This is a genomic window from Acinetobacter sp. Res13-Abat-PEC15-P4-01 (assembly GCF_015676285.1).
Lineage (GTDB): Bacteria > Pseudomonadota > Gammaproteobacteria > Pseudomonadales > Moraxellaceae > Acinetobacter > Acinetobacter nematophilus.
In genome coordinates this window covers 305,135-325,857 of the sequence record NZ_JADAIN010000020.1, presented here as the reverse complement: position 1 = coordinate 325,857, position 20,723 = coordinate 305,135, and the positions used below count along the sequence as shown (strand labels likewise).

The 20,723-nt window shown below is 40.2% G+C and carries 16 protein-coding genes; 3 read left to right on the top strand and 13 right to left on the bottom strand.

Annotation, left to right across the window (positions count from 1 at the left end):
- Positions 1–378: 378 nt before the first annotated feature.
- Together IMO47_RS08510 and IMO47_RS08505 are read right to left on the bottom strand one after the other, a co-directional pair.
- Positions 379–2,211, bottom strand: a complete 1,833-nt coding sequence (locus IMO47_RS08510; RefSeq protein ID WP_196075241.1) for an ABC transporter ATP-binding protein — start codon at positions 2,209–2,211, stop codon at positions 379–381.
- A complete protein-coding gene (locus IMO47_RS08505; protein ID WP_196075242.1) occupies positions 2,208–4,058 on the bottom strand; it encodes an ABC transporter ATP-binding protein in 1,851 nt (616 codons plus the stop codon). Before IMO47_RS08505 ends, IMO47_RS08510 begins: the two co-directional genes overlap by 4 nt.
- Positions 4,059–4,342: 284 nt before the next feature.
- Between IMO47_RS08505 and IMO47_RS08500 the strand changes: the two genes are divergently transcribed.
- On the top strand, positions 4,343–5,398 hold the full coding sequence (locus IMO47_RS08500; protein WP_196074577.1) for an ABC transporter substrate-binding protein: 1,056 nt from the start codon (positions 4,343–4,345) through the stop codon (positions 5,396–5,398).
- A gap of 331 nt (positions 5,399–5,729) precedes the next feature.
- Here the strand turns inward: IMO47_RS08500 and IMO47_RS08495 are convergent, their stop codons facing one another.
- The 9 genes from IMO47_RS08495 to IMO47_RS08455 form a co-directional block, all read right to left on the bottom strand.
- Positions 5,730–7,007: an acyl-CoA dehydrogenase family protein gene (locus IMO47_RS08495; RefSeq protein WP_196074578.1), complete on the bottom strand. Its 1,278-nt coding sequence runs from the start codon at positions 7,005–7,007 to the stop codon at positions 5,730–5,732.
- A gap of 27 nt (positions 7,008–7,034) precedes the next feature.
- Positions 7,035–8,852, bottom strand: a complete 1,818-nt coding sequence (locus IMO47_RS08490) for an ABC transporter ATP-binding protein (RefSeq protein ID WP_196074579.1) — start codon at positions 8,850–8,852, stop codon at positions 7,035–7,037.
- A 2-nt stretch (positions 8,853–8,854) separates the two neighbouring features.
- The gene (locus IMO47_RS08485) at positions 8,855–9,703 is read right to left on the bottom strand and encodes an ABC transporter permease (protein WP_196074580.1); all 849 of its coding nucleotides are present in this window, start codon (positions 9,701–9,703) and stop codon (positions 8,855–8,857) included.
- Positions 9,700–10,857: an ABC transporter permease gene (locus IMO47_RS08480; protein WP_196074581.1), complete on the bottom strand. Its 1,158-nt coding sequence runs from the start codon at positions 10,855–10,857 to the stop codon at positions 9,700–9,702. The genes IMO47_RS08485 and IMO47_RS08480 overlap by 4 nt, the downstream gene beginning before the upstream one ends.
- Positions 10,858–10,860: 3 nt before the next feature.
- Positions 10,861–12,432 (bottom strand): ABC transporter substrate-binding protein, encoded by a 1,572-nt coding sequence (locus tag IMO47_RS08475; protein WP_196074582.1) that lies wholly within the window; start codon positions 12,430–12,432, stop codon positions 10,861–10,863.
- A gap of 259 nt (positions 12,433–12,691) precedes the next feature.
- Positions 12,692–13,885: an LLM class flavin-dependent oxidoreductase gene (locus IMO47_RS08470; protein ID WP_196074583.1), complete on the bottom strand. Its 1,194-nt coding sequence runs from the start codon at positions 13,883–13,885 to the stop codon at positions 12,692–12,694.
- Between the two features lie 56 nt (positions 13,886–13,941).
- Positions 13,942–14,652: a class II aldolase/adducin family protein gene (locus tag IMO47_RS08465; RefSeq protein WP_196074584.1), complete on the bottom strand. Its 711-nt coding sequence runs from the start codon at positions 14,650–14,652 to the stop codon at positions 13,942–13,944.
- Positions 14,653–14,668: 16 nt separating this feature from the next.
- Positions 14,669–15,736: an ABC transporter substrate-binding protein gene (locus IMO47_RS08460; RefSeq protein ID WP_196074585.1), complete on the bottom strand. Its 1,068-nt coding sequence runs from the start codon at positions 15,734–15,736 to the stop codon at positions 14,669–14,671.
- Positions 15,737–15,979: 243 nt separating this feature from the next.
- Positions 15,980–16,753 (bottom strand): helix-turn-helix transcriptional regulator, encoded by a 774-nt coding sequence (locus IMO47_RS08455; RefSeq protein WP_196074586.1) that lies wholly within the window; start codon positions 16,751–16,753, stop codon positions 15,980–15,982.
- A 95-nt stretch (positions 16,754–16,848) separates the two neighbouring features.
- Here IMO47_RS08455 and IMO47_RS08450 point away from each other — a divergent pair, with 95 nt between their 5' ends.
- On the top strand, positions 16,849–17,667 hold the full coding sequence (locus IMO47_RS08450) for a sulfite exporter TauE/SafE family protein (protein ID WP_196074587.1): 819 nt from the start codon (positions 16,849–16,851) through the stop codon (positions 17,665–17,667).
- A gap of 338 nt (positions 17,668–18,005) precedes the next feature.
- Entirely contained in the window at positions 18,006–19,208 is a 1,203-nt protein-coding gene (locus tag IMO47_RS08445) for a multidrug effflux MFS transporter (RefSeq protein ID WP_196074588.1), read from the top strand.
- A gap of 38 nt (positions 19,209–19,246) precedes the next feature.
- Here IMO47_RS08445 and IMO47_RS08440 read toward each other — a convergent pair whose 3' ends face one another.
- Both IMO47_RS08440 and IMO47_RS08435 read right to left on the bottom strand, forming a co-directional pair.
- Positions 19,247–19,810, bottom strand: a complete 564-nt coding sequence (locus tag IMO47_RS08440) for a TetR/AcrR family transcriptional regulator (protein WP_196074589.1) — start codon at positions 19,808–19,810, stop codon at positions 19,247–19,249.
- 612 nt (positions 19,811–20,422) lie between these two features.
- Complete coding sequence (locus IMO47_RS08435; protein WP_196074590.1) at positions 20,423–20,692, bottom strand: hypothetical protein; 270 nt, start codon at positions 20,690–20,692, stop codon at positions 20,423–20,425.
- Positions 20,693–20,723 lie beyond the last annotated feature (31 nt).

Genomic DNA, 20,723 nt, shown 5'->3' with positions numbered 1-20,723 from the left:
ACATTTCCCTTAAAAAGTGATGTTCAATTGCAAAGCCAATGCCATTATTTTATTTATTAAAAATCAATCAATTAATCATAAATAAATCTATAGTGTTGTTTTTATTCAAACAAATATTTTCCAAAATGCTTTGAAAACAACTTTTTAAAATTATCCGGATAGCATTGAATTTTAAACCATAACTGTAGAGTGGAAATTAAGCTGATTTTAAACAAAGGTTAAAAAGCCACCCTGACTTTGGGATGGCTCAATTTTAAATAATGAGACCTAGACTGCACATCTTAAAATGAATAGCACCCAGTGTTTGCTTTTGATGAATTTATCATTTTCTCAATTCTGTTGGTGATTTTTAACTTCCACATCATCAGATCGGATAGACTATGCATGCGAGTTATTCATATAGGATTGATATAGCGCATAATACTGGCGTTGTTGCTGAAGTAATTGTTCATGTGTTCCAGACTCAACCACTGTTCCATTTTCAATCACCACAATCTTGTCAGCTTCTTGAATCGTACTTAAACGATGGGCGATAATAATACTGGTGCGATTTTGACAAAGACGGCGCAATGCATATTGGATTTTTTGTTCAGTATAGAGATCTATTGCTGAGGTCGCTTCGTCTAAAATCAAAATTTTGGGGTTGGCAAGATAAGCCCGGACCAGACAAACCAACTGGCGTTGTCCATGACTTAGATGTATACCTAAAGCTCCGACCTCTGTTAAATAGCCATTCGGCAATTGTTCCAATATTTCGTCCGCCCCTAAAGCTTCAATTGCTTGAATCAGTTCATTGTCCGTTGCTTCTGGTCTGACGAGTCTTAAATTGTCTAAGATACTGCCTGTAAATAACACATTATCTTGCAACACTATGCCTACATGTTGTCTTAAACTGGATTGTCTGATTTCATCAATCGGGTAACGATCAATAAAAATATTGCCTTGCTGCGCCTGATAGAAGCGAGTCAGCAATTGAACAACTGTGCTTTTCCCATGTCCCGTAGGTCCTACGATGGCTACCACCTGTCCTGCATCAATTTCCAGATTAAATTGCTTCAGCACAGGCTTGCTTGTATAGGCAAAATCGACAGATTGAAAACGAATATGTCCTTGTATGTGTTCCAAGTTCAAAGCATTTTCTTTATCGACAATCGCAGGTTGTGTATCTAATAAAAGAAAAATCCTTTGGGCACAAGCCGTACCATTGGCATAACGTTCAAACAGATCCGTTAATTCCTGCAAAGGTGCTAGAAATAAGAACACATAAAAAATACTTTCAGCAAACTGACCAATGGTGATGCTTTGCTCACTCAATGCATAGCTTCCTATTACAATAAATGCGGCGGTTGCAATGCTAGAAAGTATCCCTGTAAATGGCGCAAACCAACTGGTACGTTGACTGCCATGAATAATAGATTGATTAAAATCACGCAATAGCAGCTGATAACGTTGCTGATTAAGATTTGCATAATTCAATTGCTGAATAATTTTGGTTCCATTGACACTCTCTACCAAATGCGCCGTAAAACGACTGCGCTCTTCTGCAACACGCCCCCAATGCTTTTGTGATGATTTTTTGAAGATTGCCGTAACAGTAAAAAGAATCGGTAAAATCACAAATAAGCACCAAAAAAATGGTGGATATACATGCCAGAGTAAAATTGATGCCAAACCACAACGCAGCAATGCAGAAAGCAACTCTGGTGGTCCTTGAATCAACAGAGGTTCGAGTGCATCAACATCGCTATCCATCCGGGAAATTATCCTGCCTGCTTTTGTTCGATCAAAATATCCGATGCTTAAACTTTGTATATGTGCAAATAATGTTTGCCGCAACCGATTTAAAACCCGTAAACCCGCAAGACTTGATAAATATTTTGATAAAGCCGCAAAACCAAAGCGACTGATCCAGCTGATGCTCAGTATTGCCAAAGCCAACCATAAAACTTGATACTGGAGAATCAAGTGCCCTGCCTGTTGGGTAAAGCCTGAATCAAGAATAAATTTGATGGTCCAAGGGCGCACAAAAATACTCAGTACTTGAAAAATTTCAACGACACTGATGGCAATCAGTAAATGGCTTACAGGTGCAATCAAAGGAATAAGTTTTTCTAACATACTGCGTTGAATTGAGGTTTCTGCCAGATTTTCTTCTATTTGCAAATCTGTCAATTTCATCGTTGAACGTACATTCTGGGTGGATGAATTCATGACATTATTCCTTGTACGGCTATTCCCTTTGGTGTTGCAAGGTTCCTAGAAAATGTGGCGTGTTCTGGTCGATTGAACCCCATCAGCTCACCATAAAACTCACATGAATCAATTAATTCTTCATGTGTCCCCTGAGCAATGATTTGACCTTGTTTCAAAACCAAGATGCGATTTGACATCGCGATTGTTGTTGGCTTATTTGAATTAATGATCAATACCTTTTTTAATGAAGCTGCGGACTGTTGAGTTAATCGCTGTAGTACATGACGCTCAGTAGTGGCATCTAAAGCACTGGTTGAATCATCCAAAGCCAATATTGGAGAGTGATTCATAATGGCACGCGCCAAAGCAACACGTTGTTTTTGTCCGCCAGATAAGGTCACCCCTTTGTCGCCAATAATAGTGGATAAGCCTTGTTCAAGCCGTTGTATGAGTTCAGAAGCTGAAGCAAGATGTAATGCCTCAAGCATTTCCTGTTCAGTAGCATTCTGCTTAGCAACTTTGAGGTTTTCGGCTAAGGTCCCTGAAAAAAAGAAACTTTCCTGTGGAATGATTTGCACAATTTTTCTGAGCGTGGTCAGTTGCAAAGATTTGATATCCATCCATCCATCGTCGTCCGAACCAATCAATACACGACCTTCCGTTGGGTCAATAAAACGATTTAATAGATTCATCAACGTGGTCTTGCCCGAGCCGGTCTTACCCACAATGGTTACGATCTCATCTGCACGAAACTCAGCATGACAATTTTTTAAAATATACTTTTTTGTTTCTGTTGAAATTACACTGACATTGTCTAATTTAATGTTGATGGCTGTTTTGTGCTGAACAGCTTGTTCCCAGCCATCGACGATCTTGGTTTTCTCATCCAGCATTTGCCAAATTCGCGCAGCAGAAGAACGCGCATCGGCAAATATGTGTAAAACCTGCCCGATACTCTCTATGCGAAAAACCAATAAGTTTGCCATTAAAATGGCTGCAATAAATTCGCCGATTTGTAGTTGCTGCTGACCAATCAGATAAGCACCGAAAGCAATCACCCATACATAAGCGCAAGCAATAATCATTTGTGGAATCGGCAATCGGCAGGCACTCATGGCAACAGCGTGTGTAGAATGTTGAATAAATTGCACGATCGCCTGATTAAAACGCTGTAGTAATTTTTGTTCCAAACGGAATGCTTTAATCACTCGCACTCCAGCGACACTTTCTGTCAAAGTATCACTTACTTTTTCATAAGCAATGGCAACCTTGTGATCAAGAATTACCAAATGATTGGTTAATTTAAACAGTACCCCTACACCCAATAGAATAAAAAAAAATGGTACCAGTCCTAACCATAGATTGTACCAGGACAGTAAGCCGACTGTGACCAGGACCACCAGACTTGACTCAAATACCTGACGCCAAAAATTGATCAAGGCTTCTTTCAGTTTGTCGGCATCACGGGTACTGCGTGATAGCACTTCACCTAAGCCATGTTTCCAGTGCCATGAGATATCCAAATTCTGTACTTGCTGAAAAATTCGCTGTCTTAAAATGGTCAATAACTGTTGACCAATCATTAATGCACTTAAGCCTGCAAAATACTGAATGATGGCACGCATCACAGCAAGAAAGCTCAGCCCAATAAACCAAAACCACGGATTTAAAGGACTTGTCCATGCATGCTGAAACAAGCTCAATGGATCACCGTGTTTTAAAGTATCAATGGCTCGTCCAATTGAAAATTGTTGGAGTGCAATACCCAAATTCGCTAAAATAAAAAGCAAAGCAGTGGACACAAAACGGAATGGCATAAAACGATAGAGCGCTAAACTTCGTAGCAATGGATAGTGTTTCAACATATGGCAAAAAATATAAAGATAATCTGCTCTATTGCGAGAACCGTGCCATCTTTTATTTCGCAAAAACATAAACCAAGTATATGAAATTTATAGTGATATAATTAATCAAATGATCAGCATTGTTGAATTTAAGACAATAAATCTTGATGAGTGCTGTGAATGCAACAGATTTTGATATATCAACATCAAAAAACATGATAATAAAATAAAATATTATAAATCAATATTTTAAATAATGGCATTAATTTTGCAGTTCAGCCTTGAAACTCAATAGGAATGTTTTTATGGCAACACAAGTCATTAACCACTTATCTACACTCTGGTACACACGTTGTCCTGTTCCTACAGGATTAGGTATTGCAATCCAAAAAGGCTGGCTAAAAGATCGATTTTCTAAACAAAATATTGAAATCAAATCAATTCGTGAATCTCACTCAAAAGATATTCGTAATTCACATTTTAATCATAGTTTGGAAAATTCTGTCCGTCATGGCGGTAGTATTCCCGCGATTTGGGCTTATGCTTCCGGTCAAAAAACCAAAGTCATCGGTTTATCCTGGGCAGATGAAATCCAGCTACTCTTAACCCGCTATGACACAGGAATCAAAACAGTAAACGATTTAAAAGGAAAACGTTTTGGTATCCCCCATCACCAAGATGCGATTATTGATTTTTCTCGCGCCCAAGCCATCCGTGGGTTGGAAAATGCATTGAAAACAGTAGATCTTGAAGTCAGCGATCTTGTGTTGGTCGACACCCTCCGGACAGATATTCTAGCGGCACAAACACAACAGCAGCTTCCTGTTCAAAATGATGCTAGTTTTTATGGTAAACGTAATCCACTCAATGCCAGTGCTGAAATTGTTGCACTGCTCAAAGGAGAGGTCGATGCGATTTTTTTGAAGGGCGCACATGCTGCTCAAATCGCTCAAGATTATGCCTTACATACCATTATAGATATTGGTTCCCATCCAGATCCCATCTTGCGCTCGAACAATGGCACACCTCGTACGCTAACCGTGGATGAGAGTCTATTGACCCAATACCCTGAACAGACACAGACCATTCTTGAAGCCGTCCTCGAAGCTGAGCAATGGGCGCATTTACATGCCAGTGATACTCAGCGTTATTTGGCAAAGGAATGCAATAGCAGTGAACAATGGGTCAACATCGCTTATGGGGAGAATGCTCATCTAAAATTAAATACAAATTTTGATGAGGTTTCGATTCGAGCGTTGCAGGATTTAAGTGACTTTTTATACCGATGGAAATTTATTCCTCAGCGCATAGATGTCAATCAATGGCTAGCAGCTGAACTCTACCAGAATATAATCAGATAAACAGATTGATCAAATTTGATTTGAATCACTTTTAAATAAAAAATTTATTTTCCAAATCAATCAGATTTGATCATTTCTCCCAGTATGGTCCCATTCTGTTAGGGATTAAAAAGCGTTATGCATTGCACAGGCAGACAGAGATATGGTGAGTCACGGTATTTCAGTCGTGCTCAAGTCTAATGACTAAAAAATTGAATGTTATGGGATGATCGGTGACCGGTTTTTTACTTTGAATAGAAGCGCCAATAGAGCGATATGGTCATACGGTTGTTTAAAAACTTGAGATCGAATCCAATCAACATCATTGATTCGATCTCTAATCTGGGTTTAATCAAATTTTATTCTGGGCAACATGCGTCACATTCTGTGCTTGTTTTTTAAGGAGCACAGAGTTGTATTCACCGGGTGGAATATTATTTAAATAATAATTACCGACATGGTATAAACGCCAACGAATTGGATCATGCGTAGTATGAGTCCGTGCATTTCGCCAGAAACGGTCTAAATTCCATTTTGATAAAGTCGAACTTGCCCCAAGCAAACCAAAAATTTCACTGGATATTTTCAAAGAAGCGGCATCAGACTGGCTTCGTGTTGCAGCAACAGATAATATCAATTCCGTTTGTAAATCTTGATCTTCTAAATTCTCTAGATGTTGGGTAAAAATTTCTGCTGAACGGTCAAGCAAAGCTTCTGCTGAACGTACCAACACCGCAAATTCACCAATCTGTTTAATGATATGTGATTCTTCTGTTGGAGAATCAACACCACTTTCCACCCAAGGACGGGCGTGGTGTTGTAAATACTCAATTCCACTTTGTAATGCACCTGCAGCAATACCAGTATCCATAGCAGCATGCAAAATCTGAGGCCAGGTCAATCCGGTACGCAATAGCGTCCCTAAGCCACCCGAATTACGTTTGGCAATATAACGTTCATCCAGGACAATCTGATTAAAATTGACTGTACCACTGACACTATTGTTTTGACCAACTGCATCCCAATCGTCAATCAACTCCAAACCAACAGTATCCCGATGTACCAGTATAGAGACGGGTCCCTCGTCACTGCCTGCAATTAATGAAATCCATTCCGCCAGCAAAGATCCTGTCGAATAAAATTTACTGCCGTTGAGTATCCATTGACCTTGCTGGTTTTTTTCAACGCGGGTTTTATGATGAAATTTATCTTTCCCGCCAATTTCAGCCAAAGCATTACCTAATCGCTTTCCTGCCAATACATCTGTGATGACCTGATCACGAATTTCATCTTCATAGCCATTGAGCACCCCCCTCAACATCGTAAAATGAATCTGCAGCAGTTGTCCGATACCGCCATCAGCTGAAGAAATAATTTTCACCACATTCACAATGGTTAAAATACTTGCACCTAAACCTCCAAATTGTTTTGGTACACTGATTGCTGTTAATCCTGCCTCCGAAATGAGACGTGCCTGTTGATAAGGGATTGTACGGTTATATTGTGGATCTTGGGCAATTTCATTTAATTTCTTGGCAACGTCTTTAGCAATCTGCAGCGCTTCTTTTTCACTTTGAATATGTCGAATTGAACCCAGTGTAAGAAAGTCGGTATTGGTTGCATCATTCATGTTTAACTCCATAATATGTTCAATTATTTATACGTACTGTTGTTGTGTGGCAGGGCGATACAAACTCGGTGCATGAGCGAGTAAAGATTGGGTATAACGATGTTTTGGTTGGCTCAATACTTGTTGGGTATCACCGTATTCGACAATTTTTCCATTTTTCAATACAGCAACTCGGTCAGCAATCGCACGTACCACACCCAAGTTGTGTGTCACAAAAAGTATGGTCACACCTTGCAGTTGTAGTTGCTGTAAAAGTTTTAAAATTGAAGCTTGAACTGAAACATCTAGAGCTGAAGTGATTTCATCGCAAATCAAGATTTCGGGCTGGCACAGTAACGCCCGTGCAATCGCAACACGCTGACGTTCTCCACCTGACAAATCTCTTGGATACAGATCCTGAATCTGTAAAGGCAAAGACACTTGCGTCAAAACATCTGAGACTTTTTCTGCGATCAGCGATTCAGATTGACCATAAAAATGTGTTGCAACTTTCAACAAGGTTTGCCCGATCGTATGTGCAGGGTTCAGTGCTTTATAAGGATTTTGAAAGATATACTGAAGTTTATGTCTTTGTTCTGAACGACGTAATTTTCCTGTAAATGGCAGTAAGATACTGTCTAGAAATACTTGCCCTTCTACACTGTCATTCAAGCCTGCCAGTGCTCGCGACAAAGTCGTCTTACCAGAACCAGACTCTCCCACCAGAGCAAGACATTCACCGCGTTGCAGTTGAAATGACACATCAAACAGTACCTGCTGATGTCCATACCACGCATTGAGATGCTGAATGTTTAATAATGCTTCATGTGTGGTTTTAAACGCATCATACGCGGTTTCAATTTGCTTCAGCTGACTGAAACCCACCTGTTCCAGATGGTGACAAGCCACAAGGTGCTGTTCTAATTCATCCACCATTTGAATAAGCTTAGGCGACTGTTTTCGGCAGATCTCCGTAGCAAAATCACAACGTGGGGCAAAAGCGCATCCTAGAGGACGATGGTTTGGCGAAGGAGCATGTCCATCAATAGGCAATAAATATTTGCGTATCGCTACATCTGGGATAGCATTGAGTAAACCCTGAGTATACGGATGTTTTGGTGATTCAAATAATTGCGTTAAAACTGCGTTTTCAGCAATACGTCCTGAATACAATACAATCACCCGATCTGCAATCTCCTTCACCACAGTTAAATCATGTGAGACATAAATTGCCGCAACCTTATATTCATTACACAATTTTCGAATGATGTTCAAAATTAAAGTCTGGGTACTAACATCCAGTGCCGTAGTAGGTTCATCCAAAACAATTAAACGGGGCTGTAATAGAAAAGCCAGTGCCAATAATACGCGTTGCTGCTGCCCTCCCGAAAGTTGATGGGGAAACCGTTTCAAAAAATCATCATCAAATGCCAAACCAACATCTTGCAACATTCTTTTGACTTTATTTTTCCGTTCATTAGCACTCAATTTGGCTTGGTGAACATCCAGCAACTCTTCAAGGTGCTGACCAATGCGTAAAGCAGGATTTAATGCTGTACCAGGGTCTTGAGCGACATGACTGATTTGATGTCCACGTATTTGCCTGAGTTGCGAATCATCCAGTGTTAAAATATTGCGACCATCCAGATCAATTTGACCTTGAACAATTTTTGCACCGTGACGCGTATATCCCAGCAAAGCACTGGATAATGTGGTCTTACCTGAACCGCTTTCTCCAACAAGACCTAAGACTTCACCTTCCTTCAGGTCAAATGAAATGTCAGAAATGATGTGCTTAGCTGTTGTGATCAACGCAACGGATAGATTTCGTACTGATAAAACTGTTTGTTGATATTGCTTGGTCATCTTTATTTGTCCTCAATTCGTGCCGCTGCTCGTGCTACGCCTTCTGCCAATACGTTAGTTCCCAAGGCAAACAGTGCAATCAAGATGACTGGCGCAAACACCGCCCATGGTTGAATCAACAAACCTGCCCGATTTTCATTGATCATTAAGCCCCAGTCTGCAATTGGCGGTGCAACGCCATAACCCAGAAAAGCCAAACCAGACAACATACCCACAGCCCAAGTCAGCATCACACCGAGATGAATCAAGAGCGGTGTCAGCATATTGGGTAAAATTTCACGAAATAAGATATAACTCTTGGAATAGCCTAGAATCTTTGCCGCTTCTATATACTCCTGTTCAACGATGTTCAAAGCCACACTGCGAGCCAAACGTACGACCCCAGGAATAAATGCAATTGAAACGGTCAGTACGATCAACCACGGTTGACGACCTAACATCGACACGATCAGCAGTACTAAAATCAAATCTGGAAATGCCATAAACACATCTGTCAGCCATGTAACAAATTGATCGACTTTATTACGGGCAAATGCGGATAAAATACCAAAACCTGATCCGACAATTAAAGCAATTACACTTGCTGCCAAAGTCATCCAAATGACAGACATGCCTCCTGTCAAAACACGTGACCAGACATCATGCCCAATGTAGTCATATCCCAATAATGAACGCCCTTCAGGTGCCCCATAGGTCGTTCCGATCAATGCTGTTGAATCAAAAGGTGCGATCCTGGGTCCAAGCAAAGCAAATATCAAAACGACCGCTGTTACAACGACGCCAAAACGGACCTGACGCTCACGAAGTAATGTTTTAAAAAATTTACGCTGATACCATTGAAGTGTGCTCATTGTGCATCTCCCTGATGGTTGTTTTTTAATGCATTACGACGGTCTACGGGTTTCACTGTAATTGGACGCCCTGATTTCCATAGTCGCAGCGCATTACGACGTCCCGGTGAACGGGCCTTATGCTTTTTTGCAGTACGAATTTTGGGGGTCAACAAGGTGGTCAGCAAATCGGCAATAAGGTTAATTATCACCACACAAATTGTCAGCAGTAATATAATGGCCTGAATGGTCGGTATATCTCGCATTTCGATTGCAGCATTTAAGGCATTTCCAATACCGGGATAGCTGAATACCACTTCAACAATAATTGCACCACTCAACAAAACCCGTATACTCAATGCCGTCCCTTGTACAACAGGCACCAATGCATTCGGCAGCACATGGCGCCAGATAATACGGCGCTCTGGAATACCACGCATGCGTGCAGCTGTTACGTAGTCGGATTCCAAGGCATCAATCATTGAACCACGGACCAGTCGCATTAAATAAGGAATCAGAGACAGTGATAAAGTCAGCACCGGTAAAATCAAAAACTCAATCTGAGTAAATGGAGATTGACCAGGAATCAGCAAAGAAGCAGCCGGTAAAGCATGAAATACCGATGTTGAAAAAAACATCATGAGCCAAATTGCCAATACGAAACCGGGAACTGCTTTAAATATGATCGAAGTCGACACCACAATCCGATCCAGCTTACTGTCTCGACGTAATGCTAGGCACACTCCCAAAAGCACTGAAACCGGCAAAGTAATGGCAATGACCAAACTGCTTAAAGCAATCGTATTGCCAAAAAAATTACGGATAATTTGTACAACAGGCACATGGGAGTCGATTGAACGACCGAAATTACCTTGAAATAATTGGATAAGCCAATGCCAATACTGCACTAAAATAGGTTGTGTTAATCCAAGCTGTTCACGCAGTAGTTGCACAGTTTCTTCAGGTGCCTCTGCACCCAAAATCACTCGGGCAGGGTCTGAAGGTAATGCTTGAGTTGCAATAAAGACTATCAATGTAATTACAAATATAACGAGAAGTCCTGATACAATCCGTGTCAAAAACCACGGAAACCATGCAGGCAAAGCAAGGGTTTGATCAGTTTGAGTATTTACCTGTTGTGTTGGCGTATTGATTTCGCCAGTCTGAGTTGTCATGATCTAGCCCCTCCGCCAGAATTCATCAGTACGCCAACCAGCAAAACCCGTGCGATCTGCTGTCACGCCACCAATATGGTTTGAATGGGCATCAAGTACATTACTGAATCCCCAAATCAGTAAACCACCCTGTTCATGTTGGATTTGCTGGGCTTCGTGCACCAGAACTTTACGCTTTGCTAAATCTGCCTGTTGCAAAGCAGAATGAATTAATTCTGAAAAACGTTCATTGTTAAAACGTGTCTTATTATTTGCAGCACCTGGTCCATCAATTTGCAATACGGTCAGTAAAAATGGACGTGATACATTTGAACCTGTACTGAAAGCCCAGTCCTGTTTCACGGCATCGGCAAATGTGGCAGCTTCCACTTGACGCACATTGACAATCACTCCTGCTTGAGCGGCATGTTGAGCAAACACCAATGCTGCATTACTGTCTGGTCCAGTATACAAGTCAACTTTTAGGCTATTTTCAAAACCAGCTTGTTTTAATAATGCTCTTGCCTGGACTAAATCTTGTTTACGCTGTGCAATAGCATGGTTATATACAGGGTCACTAAATGAATAAAGATCATTGGCAACACGCCCTTGCCCCACCAGTGCTCTTTTAACCAGATCATCGCGATTCGCAATCAAACGGAATGCCTGACGCACACGTAAATCATTAAAAGGTGCTTTGCTTGTATTCATGTCGAAAGATTGCCAGGCATCGGTTTCTGAAGCGACGACATTGAGTTGTTTATTCTGCTGAATCAATGGTAAATGTTCCGCAAGAACCCCTGTTGCAATATCAATTTGACCAGACTGCAGCGCGGCTAAACGCCCAGTTTGATCTTTAAAATCAATAATTTCGATCGCATCAGCATAGGGTTGATGGGCTTTCCAATAATTCTCAAAGCGTATAAAACGAGAACGTTGCCCGGGTGTAAAACTTTCAAGCCTATAGGGACCTGCACCCACAACATTTTTTATCGGATCATAATCTGTGGGTACAATTCCCCCCCAGCTCATCCATGCTTCTGGTAGAGCAACCAATCCCTTGGCAGGAGCAAAGGGAATTTCAATGGTGTACGCATCGCGCTTTTGAATCGCATCACGCTGTAAAGAATATAAATAAGCGGCAAAGGGGGATGCCAATTTAGGATCGGTTAAACGTCTTAATGAAAAGATTACATCATCAGCAGTGATGGTTTTTCCATGATGAAATTCCAAGCCTTTTTTTAAACGGATGGTCCATTTTGTGCCATCTGCATTGGGTTCAGCAAATTCGGCTAAAGCCAGTTTTGGCTGAATATCACGCCCCCATTCCCACAGTTTTGCATATAAAGGCCATCCACGAAATGCACTCGACATGCCAATCGGTTTGTGTGCATCCAAGTTACCGGCTTGATGACCATTGATGACCCCAATCTTAATTACGCCCCCTTTTTTCGGTTGATTATTTTGAGGCGAAGATAAATCCCCACTGAGTGTAGGTGAGTCTGAACGAGAACAGCCAATCAAACTTGCAGCCGCGACTGCACCTAATCCCAAACCAGTATGTTTAATTAATTCTCGACGCGTAATTTTGCTCATATTTACTCTCTTTCTGGTTTAGGCACTTGAGTACAGATTTAATTGTGCTTTTTTTAAAAATTGATTGATCGACAGGTGCCTAAAGTGCAGTTTACGATCAATATATCCACAGCATGATATAAGGCGACAACCCATTAAAATGAAAGAATTAAATTGATATTGCTGGCTTAACCTATGCGTACTAAATGGCATGATCAGTATTGAAAGCCAATGTTTGAGCAAGCATTGCCGAGCTGAATATTGTGTCACCCTATCCCCCTTAAGCTACTGTTTTGCCTGCACGAATATTTAATGCAGAAGGTTGTTTTTTCAGTTGAGGCAACTCAAAACCATGGTCCAATTCAAGTAAAGGAAAGAGTAAATCAGCAACACGATAAACTTCACTGATCAACGGAAAGCCCGATAGAATAAAGGCTGATGTTCCATAGTGTTCATATTCTTTAATACGGTCTGCGACATTTTCAGCACTTCCAACCAAAGCTGTTCCTGCTGCAGGATTCAAGATATCGAAACCAAACAGCGATGGACCGGTCCATACATTCGGATAGATTTCAAAATCTTTAGCACTCGGTAAAATGCCTTGTCTGAGCAGAGCTAAGTTTTTTTGTACTTGCGGATGTTCACTTTGATAATCATCAAAACTTTCACCGGCAGGCAATTGACGCTTTACCGCTTCAATTGCATAGTTGACATCCAGTTTGTCCAGAAGTGACTGAGCGTATTGCCACGCTTCCTCTTCTGTTTCACGAACAATGATTTGTAGACGCGTCCCAAATTCCAATGTCCTTCCCACTTGTGCTGCTTTTGCAGCGACTTTGCTGAATTTTGCACCCAGTACAGGCGGTGTATTGGCAAAGCTTAAATACACGTCCAGTAATTCTACAGAATGTTCAACGCCTTTATCTGACGTTCCAGCTCCCCATAGTTCAACCCCTTTCGACTGTGTTGGACCATACCATCGGCCCATCGGTGATGCACTTTCTTGTCGTGGTGAAATTTTGATAAATTTCCCGTCAAATCCCATCGTATCTCCCAAATAGTTTTGCTGAAATGCCGCCCAATATTCTTTACTAAAGTCATAACGCTCATCATGCTGATAATGAATACCGAGTGCCGCTAATCCTTTGTCATTCCCATTGACAACATTGAACAACAAACGCCCTTGAGAAAAAGCATCAAACGTCTGTGCATATTTTGCCAAAACCGCAGGCTGAACTTCACCTGGATGTTGAGCCACTAAAAACTTTAAGCGCTCAGTAAATGGTATTAAACTGGCGGCTACCGCCAAAGTTTCATATTCACTGGTTCCCATCAAAGAGCCATAAAAACCGACACGGTCAGCGGTGATTGCAACTTGCTTTAAATGTTCATAATCGGTATCCCAACGCCCATTTTCCAACCACGGATATGGACCGTCGGGAGAAGTGAGATACCATAAAAGTTTTACTGCCATATTTTCTATAATCTCTATCTGTCTTTTTCAATCAGCGTTTAAAAAATGTACTGACCTTAATTTTGTGGCAATAAACCCAAGCTTTTTGCTTTTTCGGTCAAACCACTCATTTTCCATTGTTGCTGTAAAACGCCTTGACCATAATCTCGACTGCCACCCACCAGTTCAGCCAATAATTGAATTTGGGCACCTTCTTCAAGCAACAAAATAAACTCCGCAGTTTCTTGCAAACCTTGACGTCCCCATACCGTGGCACCACCATTGGCTTCTAAAATTGCACGATACTCAATGTCCACTTTCAATTGATCTAAAATGAAATCGACTTCGGCCTGGCGGCGGTCAATATAAATTGGTAGTTCTTTAAATAAATGGAAGCGCTGTACAGGCACATAACGAATCGGCAATGTGCGATGAGTTTGTGCCCACGCACCTAAATTTGGTGCATGTACATGTGAAATCGTCGTAATGTCAGCATGTTCTTTAAATAGTTTGTTATATCTCCCCCCCGCACTTTTTCGTCCAAGGAGTACTTCACCGTCTAAAGTCTCAACCAAGATTTTGCTTTTTTGCTCTGGTGACCATGGTCCAGCATAGTTAAAGGTCACCAATGTATTTTCAGGACCTCGCTCAACGAAGTTCACTGTGCCATTTGCGGTAATGGTAGATGTACGGCGGAAAACCTCAAAAGCAAATTCAGCCTTTTGACGATTTTCTTCAATGAAAGTATTTATTTCAGTTGAAAAAGGATGTTGAACAATTGCAGTCATATTCTGTGCTCTACTGTTAAAATGTCTTGTTTTTACGTCGTTTTAATACTTCCTGTAACGGGCGATGATCCACCCAAGCATCCAGATCAATATCACGCTCTAAAAAGCCATGTAGCCAAAGAAAATCTTTTTGTTGTTTAAGCAGCTCCAAGCGTTCAGCACTTAATGACGGATGAAGCGCTTTATGGAAATCATTACGATATGCAGTCGCTACACTCTCAGCTCCCGCTATGGTTTCATCTTCAAGAATGCTCAATACATCATCTAAATGCTCAGCAGCCCAGTCTGCGGTATCAAATAATTCCTCAAGGAAATTCACCACAGTATCAAAGTGATCTTTCAGTAAATCCTCATGAACTGTAATTGGACGTGGCGTTCCATTGTTTACTCGGCTGCTCACATCCTCAAAAGAATCTAAATCTATCCCCACTTTTAAGCCACGCGCTTTGGCAGCCTCAACAGCAGAAGCACCTTTCACATAAACCGCATCAACATCACCTGTCAGCAGCGCATCCAAACCAGACCAATAAGAACTTGCATCACGTCTATTTTGATTGTTTTCTGATACTACTCGCTCTGGAACCTCAACAAATTCAACATCTTTAAATTTTAAATTCGCTAACTGAAGTGCACCACGCAAACCCTGTAAAGACATGGCTCTAAAAATGCTGCCTGCACGTGTATCAGCATATTCTGGCAATGCAACTCTTGCATTTTTCAAGTGTTGAGGTTGACTGATTTGCGAGTCCGCACGAACAATAATGACTTGCCACTCATCAATCCAGGTCAGACCAATCAAACGACTCGGTGCTCCCTCAGAACGTGCTGCAAGTGCAGGAACATTGCCCCCTTCCCGGAACAACGCAGGTAATTGATGATCAAAATGATGTATGGATAAACCCTTGCTCGCATCTTGCAATACTTCAACATCGATACCATGTTGTTCAAACTTTTTTTTCAAAGTCCCACGTTTTAACGAGATCCCCGTTGCTGTAGGGACTGGACATCGAGTAATCCAAATCAATGATAAATTGGGCTTGAGCTGTTCTTTCTCAATTTCAACTTGATCTGCAATAATTGACATGAACATTCCTTTATATAGATTTCATGTCCAATCCATTGCACTGATCATGCCAAAAAAAATAATTATATTTTTCAAAATCTTATTATTTAATTTAAAATTTATGAATGATTATTTTTTTATTTTTCAACAGAAAAGTTGATTTTCCAACACTTCAAATCGACCTGTATCGCTTAAAAAAACCTGAAAAAGATCAATTTTACTCAATCTCACCAACAAAGCATCTCGGTTTAATCTCAGGCTGTTTTAATCAACAAAATTATCGCGCTGAATATAGCGACTTGGACTCATGCCTAAAACACGATGAAACATGGTGCTAAATGCCGCAGGATTTTTAAAACCAAAATCATAGGCAATCTGTTGGATTGAGTGCTGTCGAATCAGCCTCTCTAAACTCAATAATACGCAAGCATGTTGTCGCCATTTAGAAAAAGACATCCCCGTTTCACTTTTAAATCGCCGACTAAAATGACGTTCACTGAGATAGAGTTGCCCAGCAAAATCTTCAGGAGAAAAATGGATATTCGGGTGCTGAAGAAATTCCCTACACACCTTCAGCATCGCCTGGTTTTCAGGTAAGGCTAGATGTAAATCGATCACTTCAGACAATTCAAGCTCGCTTAGGATCAAATCAAAAATCAATTCATCACGTTTGCAAAAAGGTGGGCTAAGTTGAGGTGCCTTTAATAGTAGCTGTCGCAACAATGGAGAAACTGCCAAGACCTCACATTGCGTTGAAATCCGAGGTAAACAGTCAGGACGTATATAGATACTACATGTTTTCACATTGAACAATGTCAACTGATGGGGAACTTGTGGTGGAATCCATACTGCTCTTTCAGGTGGAATTATCCAATTGCCTTGTGGTGTTTCAACATGCATCACCCCTTCTGCACCATACAGAAGTTGAGCACGTTGATGGCTATGTTGTTCAAGTCTATAAAATTCAGCGTATTGAGTTTCTATGGCAATGATTCTATGTTCTAACTGTTCAATACTGTGAATAGAAATTTGCTTCATCTGCATGTCTGAATTGAGTAATTGAAAGCTGAATATAACAAACTTGCCTGTTTTATAAAGCTCTAAAATCTGAATTATTTTTCAAGATTCTGGTTATGGAACTCTATTTTATTCTACTGGCTGCTGGCATTCTGAGCGGCATACTTACCATATTATTTGGTTTTGCAGGTGGTTTCGTCGTTGTTCCATTAGTCTATTCTACCATTCACTTTCATGAAGCCTCTGATTCACTGGCATATGGCATGGCGTTCAAGAGTGCTGTTGCAACCTCCTTATTGTTAATGGTGATTAATTCTGGGCTTGCCTCATATCAACAGTTTACACGAGGCAATATACAGAGAAGATATCTTTTTCCAATTGCCTATTGGATTGGGGTGGGTGCAGTGATCGGTACTTTTATATCACTCCATATCGCAGCCTTTTATTTAAAATGGGCATTTGTAGCCTATTTATCCATTACAATTCTTGACTGTCTGTCACGACAACTCAAATCACAGCAAACTCAGCAGATTTCTCAACGTGGATTAAACTCAAAAGAACAGCATCTGGGCGGCATATGCATTGGTGTCGTTGCAGCTGCGCTCGGTGTTGGCGGAAGTGTCATGACCGTTCCGTTATTTCGCCGTTGTGGTTTAGAAATGTCTCGTGCTGTCGCTCTGGCAAATCCACTCAGTATGCCTGTTGCACTCGCGGGTTGCTTAACCTTGATCATCAGTCAATGGATACAACCACCTCACTTAGGAATACATTTCTGGGGATACTTCTATTATCCAGCACTAATATGTTTAATTCTCGGCGGCGTGATTGGAATGAAAATAACCCTTAACTTGTCTGGTAAATTGTCCAATACGGTTCATGAGCGCGGTTATATCGTTTTGTTAACTCTGGTTCTATTGAGTATTTTACTGACTTAGTGCAACGAGTTTTCTTGTATAAGCTTGAATCAAATTCAGCATTGTCCAATGATAAGATCCTGAATGTATTAGGATCTTCCTACATCTGAGTACAATCGCATTCATGCGAAGCTATAAAAAATGAGTAACTTTCGCTCAGCAGTTCATGGCACAGACTATGGCTTGGACAAGCATAATTCAGTCATTTAAAATTCAGCAATCCCATAAAAAATCATCAGTCGTCCCTTTTTCAACACAACTAAAATTGCTCCCCTGTCAATAAATGATAAATTTCGACTTGTAAAGCTAAAAAAAATTAACTAACCTACCTAACGTTAGGTATTTTACAGATCAAACCAATGAATCCAATTCTACACAAGCAAAAAATTGGTTTTTCGCTTATTGTTCTCCTTGCAATGCTGACGGCGCTTGACGCGTTGGCCATTGATATTTATTTACCCGCATTTCCTGAAATTGCAAAGAGCCTCAATGTCAATCTGAGTGAAATGCAGCAAACCTTGTCTATATTTTTAATTGGCTTAGCCATCGGTCAAGGTATTTATGGTCCCTTATTAGAGCGATTTGGACGTAGATTACCCTTATTGATTGGTGTATTGATTTTTATTATTGGATCAATGATTGCAAGCTTTGCAACTTCATTAGCGCTTTTGTTGACAGCCCGTTTTTTACAGGCGCTTGGTGCAGCAGCAGGTTTGGTCACACCACGTGCAGTGATCAGTGATCTTTGTAATGAAAAAGAAGCCGCAAAGAATTTTTCAATTTTAATGCAGGTCATGATGGTGGCACCTATAATCGCACCCATTGTTGGCAGCTATTTAATTCAACATAATCCATGGCAGATCATATTTTATACTTTAGCAGGCTTAGGCACGGTTCTACTGCTTTGGAGTATGCGATCCTTGCCAGAAACTTGCGATCCTGAAAAAAGACAAACCCTGAATTTAAAAAATATTTTTAACAGTTATCGTAGTGTCTGTACCAACCAAGCCTATCTCTACTTTACCCTTGCAAGTGGCTTTTTATTTGGTGGCTTTTTCTTTTATATCAGCAATTCGCCCTATATTTTTATTCAACATTATCAGCTCAATACCAGTCATTTCAGCTATCTTTTTGCTTTTAACGCCTTGTGTTTTATCCTCACAGGACAAATTTCAATTTGGCTGCTGAATCGGTGTTGGTCAGCCTACAAAATATTAAAATTAGGTCTGTGTATTTTTTTAGTTGCCACCGGGTGGTTATGTAGCAGTACGTTGTTTAGAGAGCCGACATTGATCGAGTATATTCTGACCTTGGGCTTTGCGATTTGGTCAACCGGCTTTTTATTTGGAAATTTGACCGCTTTGGCAATGCAGCAGGCAGAGCGTCATTTAACTGGAGTCGCATCGTCATTTATGGGATTCATTCAATATGCCGTAGGCGCAATGATTGGATTTATCGCCAGTCTGATGCCTGAGCATATTTCAGTTTTACCTCTTACCCTGTTGCTGTCCGGTCTGTTAATGTCCGCGCTTAGCTTCTATGCAAACGAAATAAGTAAATAGGATAAAACGATGTGATTGAAGGATTGAAAAACACCTATTTATTTGCAGGTGTTTTTCAATACCTCCAATACCTTGAGTATTGCCGTTAAACGAAGCTGATATTTGTGCTTGCCGCCATAGATTAATTCACTCTGTAAGGCATCCACGAAACTCATATACATCCGCGCCAAAGTCACATGATCCAATTGATTTTCAGGTAGCTGTTTCAAAGCATCCATAAAAATTTGCTCTAGATGTTCCATAAACAAATGCATGGGTTCAATCACCTCAGCATAGATATGTTTTGGCGGATTCAGTAAAGCATTGACCCAAAACTGTACATCAAAAGATTGGTCAAATCGCTGACCAATGCTACTCAAATATATATTGAATTGTTGAAATACTTCCTCACCACCGGTCAATATTTGTCTTGCATAGTTCAATTCATGCTCAACCATAATGGGAATTAAACTTAAATATAAATCATCTTTATTTTTAAAATGTGCATAAATTGATGGCTTTTTTATACCGACATCTGTTGCGATTTCGTTCATGGAAGTTGCACTAAACCCTTGCTTTGCAAAGCGTTCCAAGGCAGCTTTTTGAATTTTGAGAGCAGTCACGAAAACAAAAACCTTTATTGCGAATGGCGAAATCATAGCATGTAAATCAAGCCCCCCCCAAATCTACACATAGATGTATTCAAGCCAAAACATTTAGATCATCTAAAAATAAAATCACTTCAACACATTGTATTTTTATCAGACATGAGTGTCATGTCCATCTTTTGATGCCTGATCTGAACGATATCAAATCAAAATTAACTTTAAAGATGATCTAACCTTACCGGTAAACATAGTAAAAAATTAGTGCCCGTCTTTCCGGGCTGCCAACTTTTTTTCACCAAAGGATAGATGAGAATCTATCGCGACTGCGATATTAATAAAAATTAACTTTGATTTCAATATTTCTTCATAACTAAAATTTATAAAAAATCCTGTAGAGGCCGTGTGTAAAATTCGTATTCTCTACACCCAACGTTTTGATAATGGATTTAGGCATATGATATACAATCTGATCTTATCGTACTGATTTGTTCCAGCATTTTTTGCGATGTTGCGTATTGGAGACCAATAATTTATTTTTCGGTTAAGATGGCGCTTTTAGGATTGATGCGACAATTGACTGACTAAAAATTTTAAGCAGTTATCTTTTTCTGAAATCTTAAATAAAGCTTATGAATTGATTTGCTGATCCACCCAATCCAAAAATTTATTTTTATGATCAATCTCAGGCGCATTGATGATATTGATTATTTTCTTGTTACCAAACTGCCCCATAACTTTATCAGGAATTTCAAAAATAAAGTCATCATCTACACCTTGATTCAGCACTTTGAAATACTCAACCACTTTTTCAAAATTAGTCTTCGTTTTGAAATCAGGTGTAAGCAACAGAAAGTTATAAATCTGTTCTAAAACATATAAATAGTTAATATTTTTCATAAAAAACCCAATATGTAATATTCAATAATTT

Excerpts from the sequence above, each read along its gene's own strand:
- IMO47_RS08445 (WP_196074588.1), top strand. The coding sequence starts at position 18,006 with ATGAATCCAATTCTACACAAGCAAAAAATTGGTTTTTCGCTTATTGTT.
- IMO47_RS08500 (WP_196074577.1), top strand. The coding sequence starts at position 4,343 with ATGGCAACACAAGTCATTAACCACTTATCTACACTCTGGTACACACGT.
- IMO47_RS08470 (WP_196074583.1), bottom strand. The coding sequence starts at position 13,885 with ATGGCAGTAAAACTTTTATGGTATCTCACTTCTCCCGACGGTCCATAT.
- IMO47_RS08465 (WP_196074584.1), bottom strand. The coding sequence starts at position 14,652 with ATGACTGCAATTGTTCAACATCCTTTTTCAACTGAAATAAATACTTTC.
- IMO47_RS08435 (WP_196074590.1), bottom strand. The coding sequence starts at position 20,692 with ATGAAAAATATTAACTATTTATATGTTTTAGAACAGATTTATAACTTT.
- IMO47_RS08510 (WP_196075241.1), bottom strand. The coding sequence starts at position 2,211 with ATGAATTCATCCACCCAGAATGTACGTTCAACGATGAAATTGACAGAT.
- IMO47_RS08460 (WP_196074585.1), bottom strand. The coding sequence starts at position 15,736 with ATGTCAATTATTGCAGATCAAGTTGAAATTGAGAAAGAACAGCTCAAG.
- IMO47_RS08495 (WP_196074578.1), bottom strand. The coding sequence starts at position 7,007 with ATGAATGATGCAACCAATACCGACTTTCTTACACTGGGTTCAATTCGA.
- IMO47_RS08485 (WP_196074580.1), bottom strand. The coding sequence starts at position 9,703 with ATGAGCACACTTCAATGGTATCAGCGTAAATTTTTTAAAACATTACTT.
- IMO47_RS08505 (WP_196075242.1), bottom strand. The coding sequence starts at position 4,058 with ATGTTGAAACACTATCCATTGCTACGAAGTTTAGCGCTCTATCGTTTT.
- IMO47_RS08480 (WP_196074581.1), bottom strand. The coding sequence starts at position 10,857 with ATGACAACTCAGACTGGCGAAATCAATACGCCAACACAACAGGTAAAT.
- IMO47_RS08490 (WP_196074579.1), bottom strand. The coding sequence starts at position 8,852 with ATGACCAAGCAATATCAACAAACAGTTTTATCAGTACGAAATCTATCC.
- IMO47_RS08450 (WP_196074587.1), top strand. The coding sequence starts at position 16,849 with ATGGAACTCTATTTTATTCTACTGGCTGCTGGCATTCTGAGCGGCATA.
- IMO47_RS08475 (WP_196074582.1), bottom strand. The coding sequence starts at position 12,432 with ATGAGCAAAATTACGCGTCGAGAATTAATTAAACATACTGGTTTGGGA.
- IMO47_RS08455 (WP_196074586.1), bottom strand. The coding sequence starts at position 16,753 with ATGAAGCAAATTTCTATTCACAGTATTGAACAGTTAGAACATAGAATC.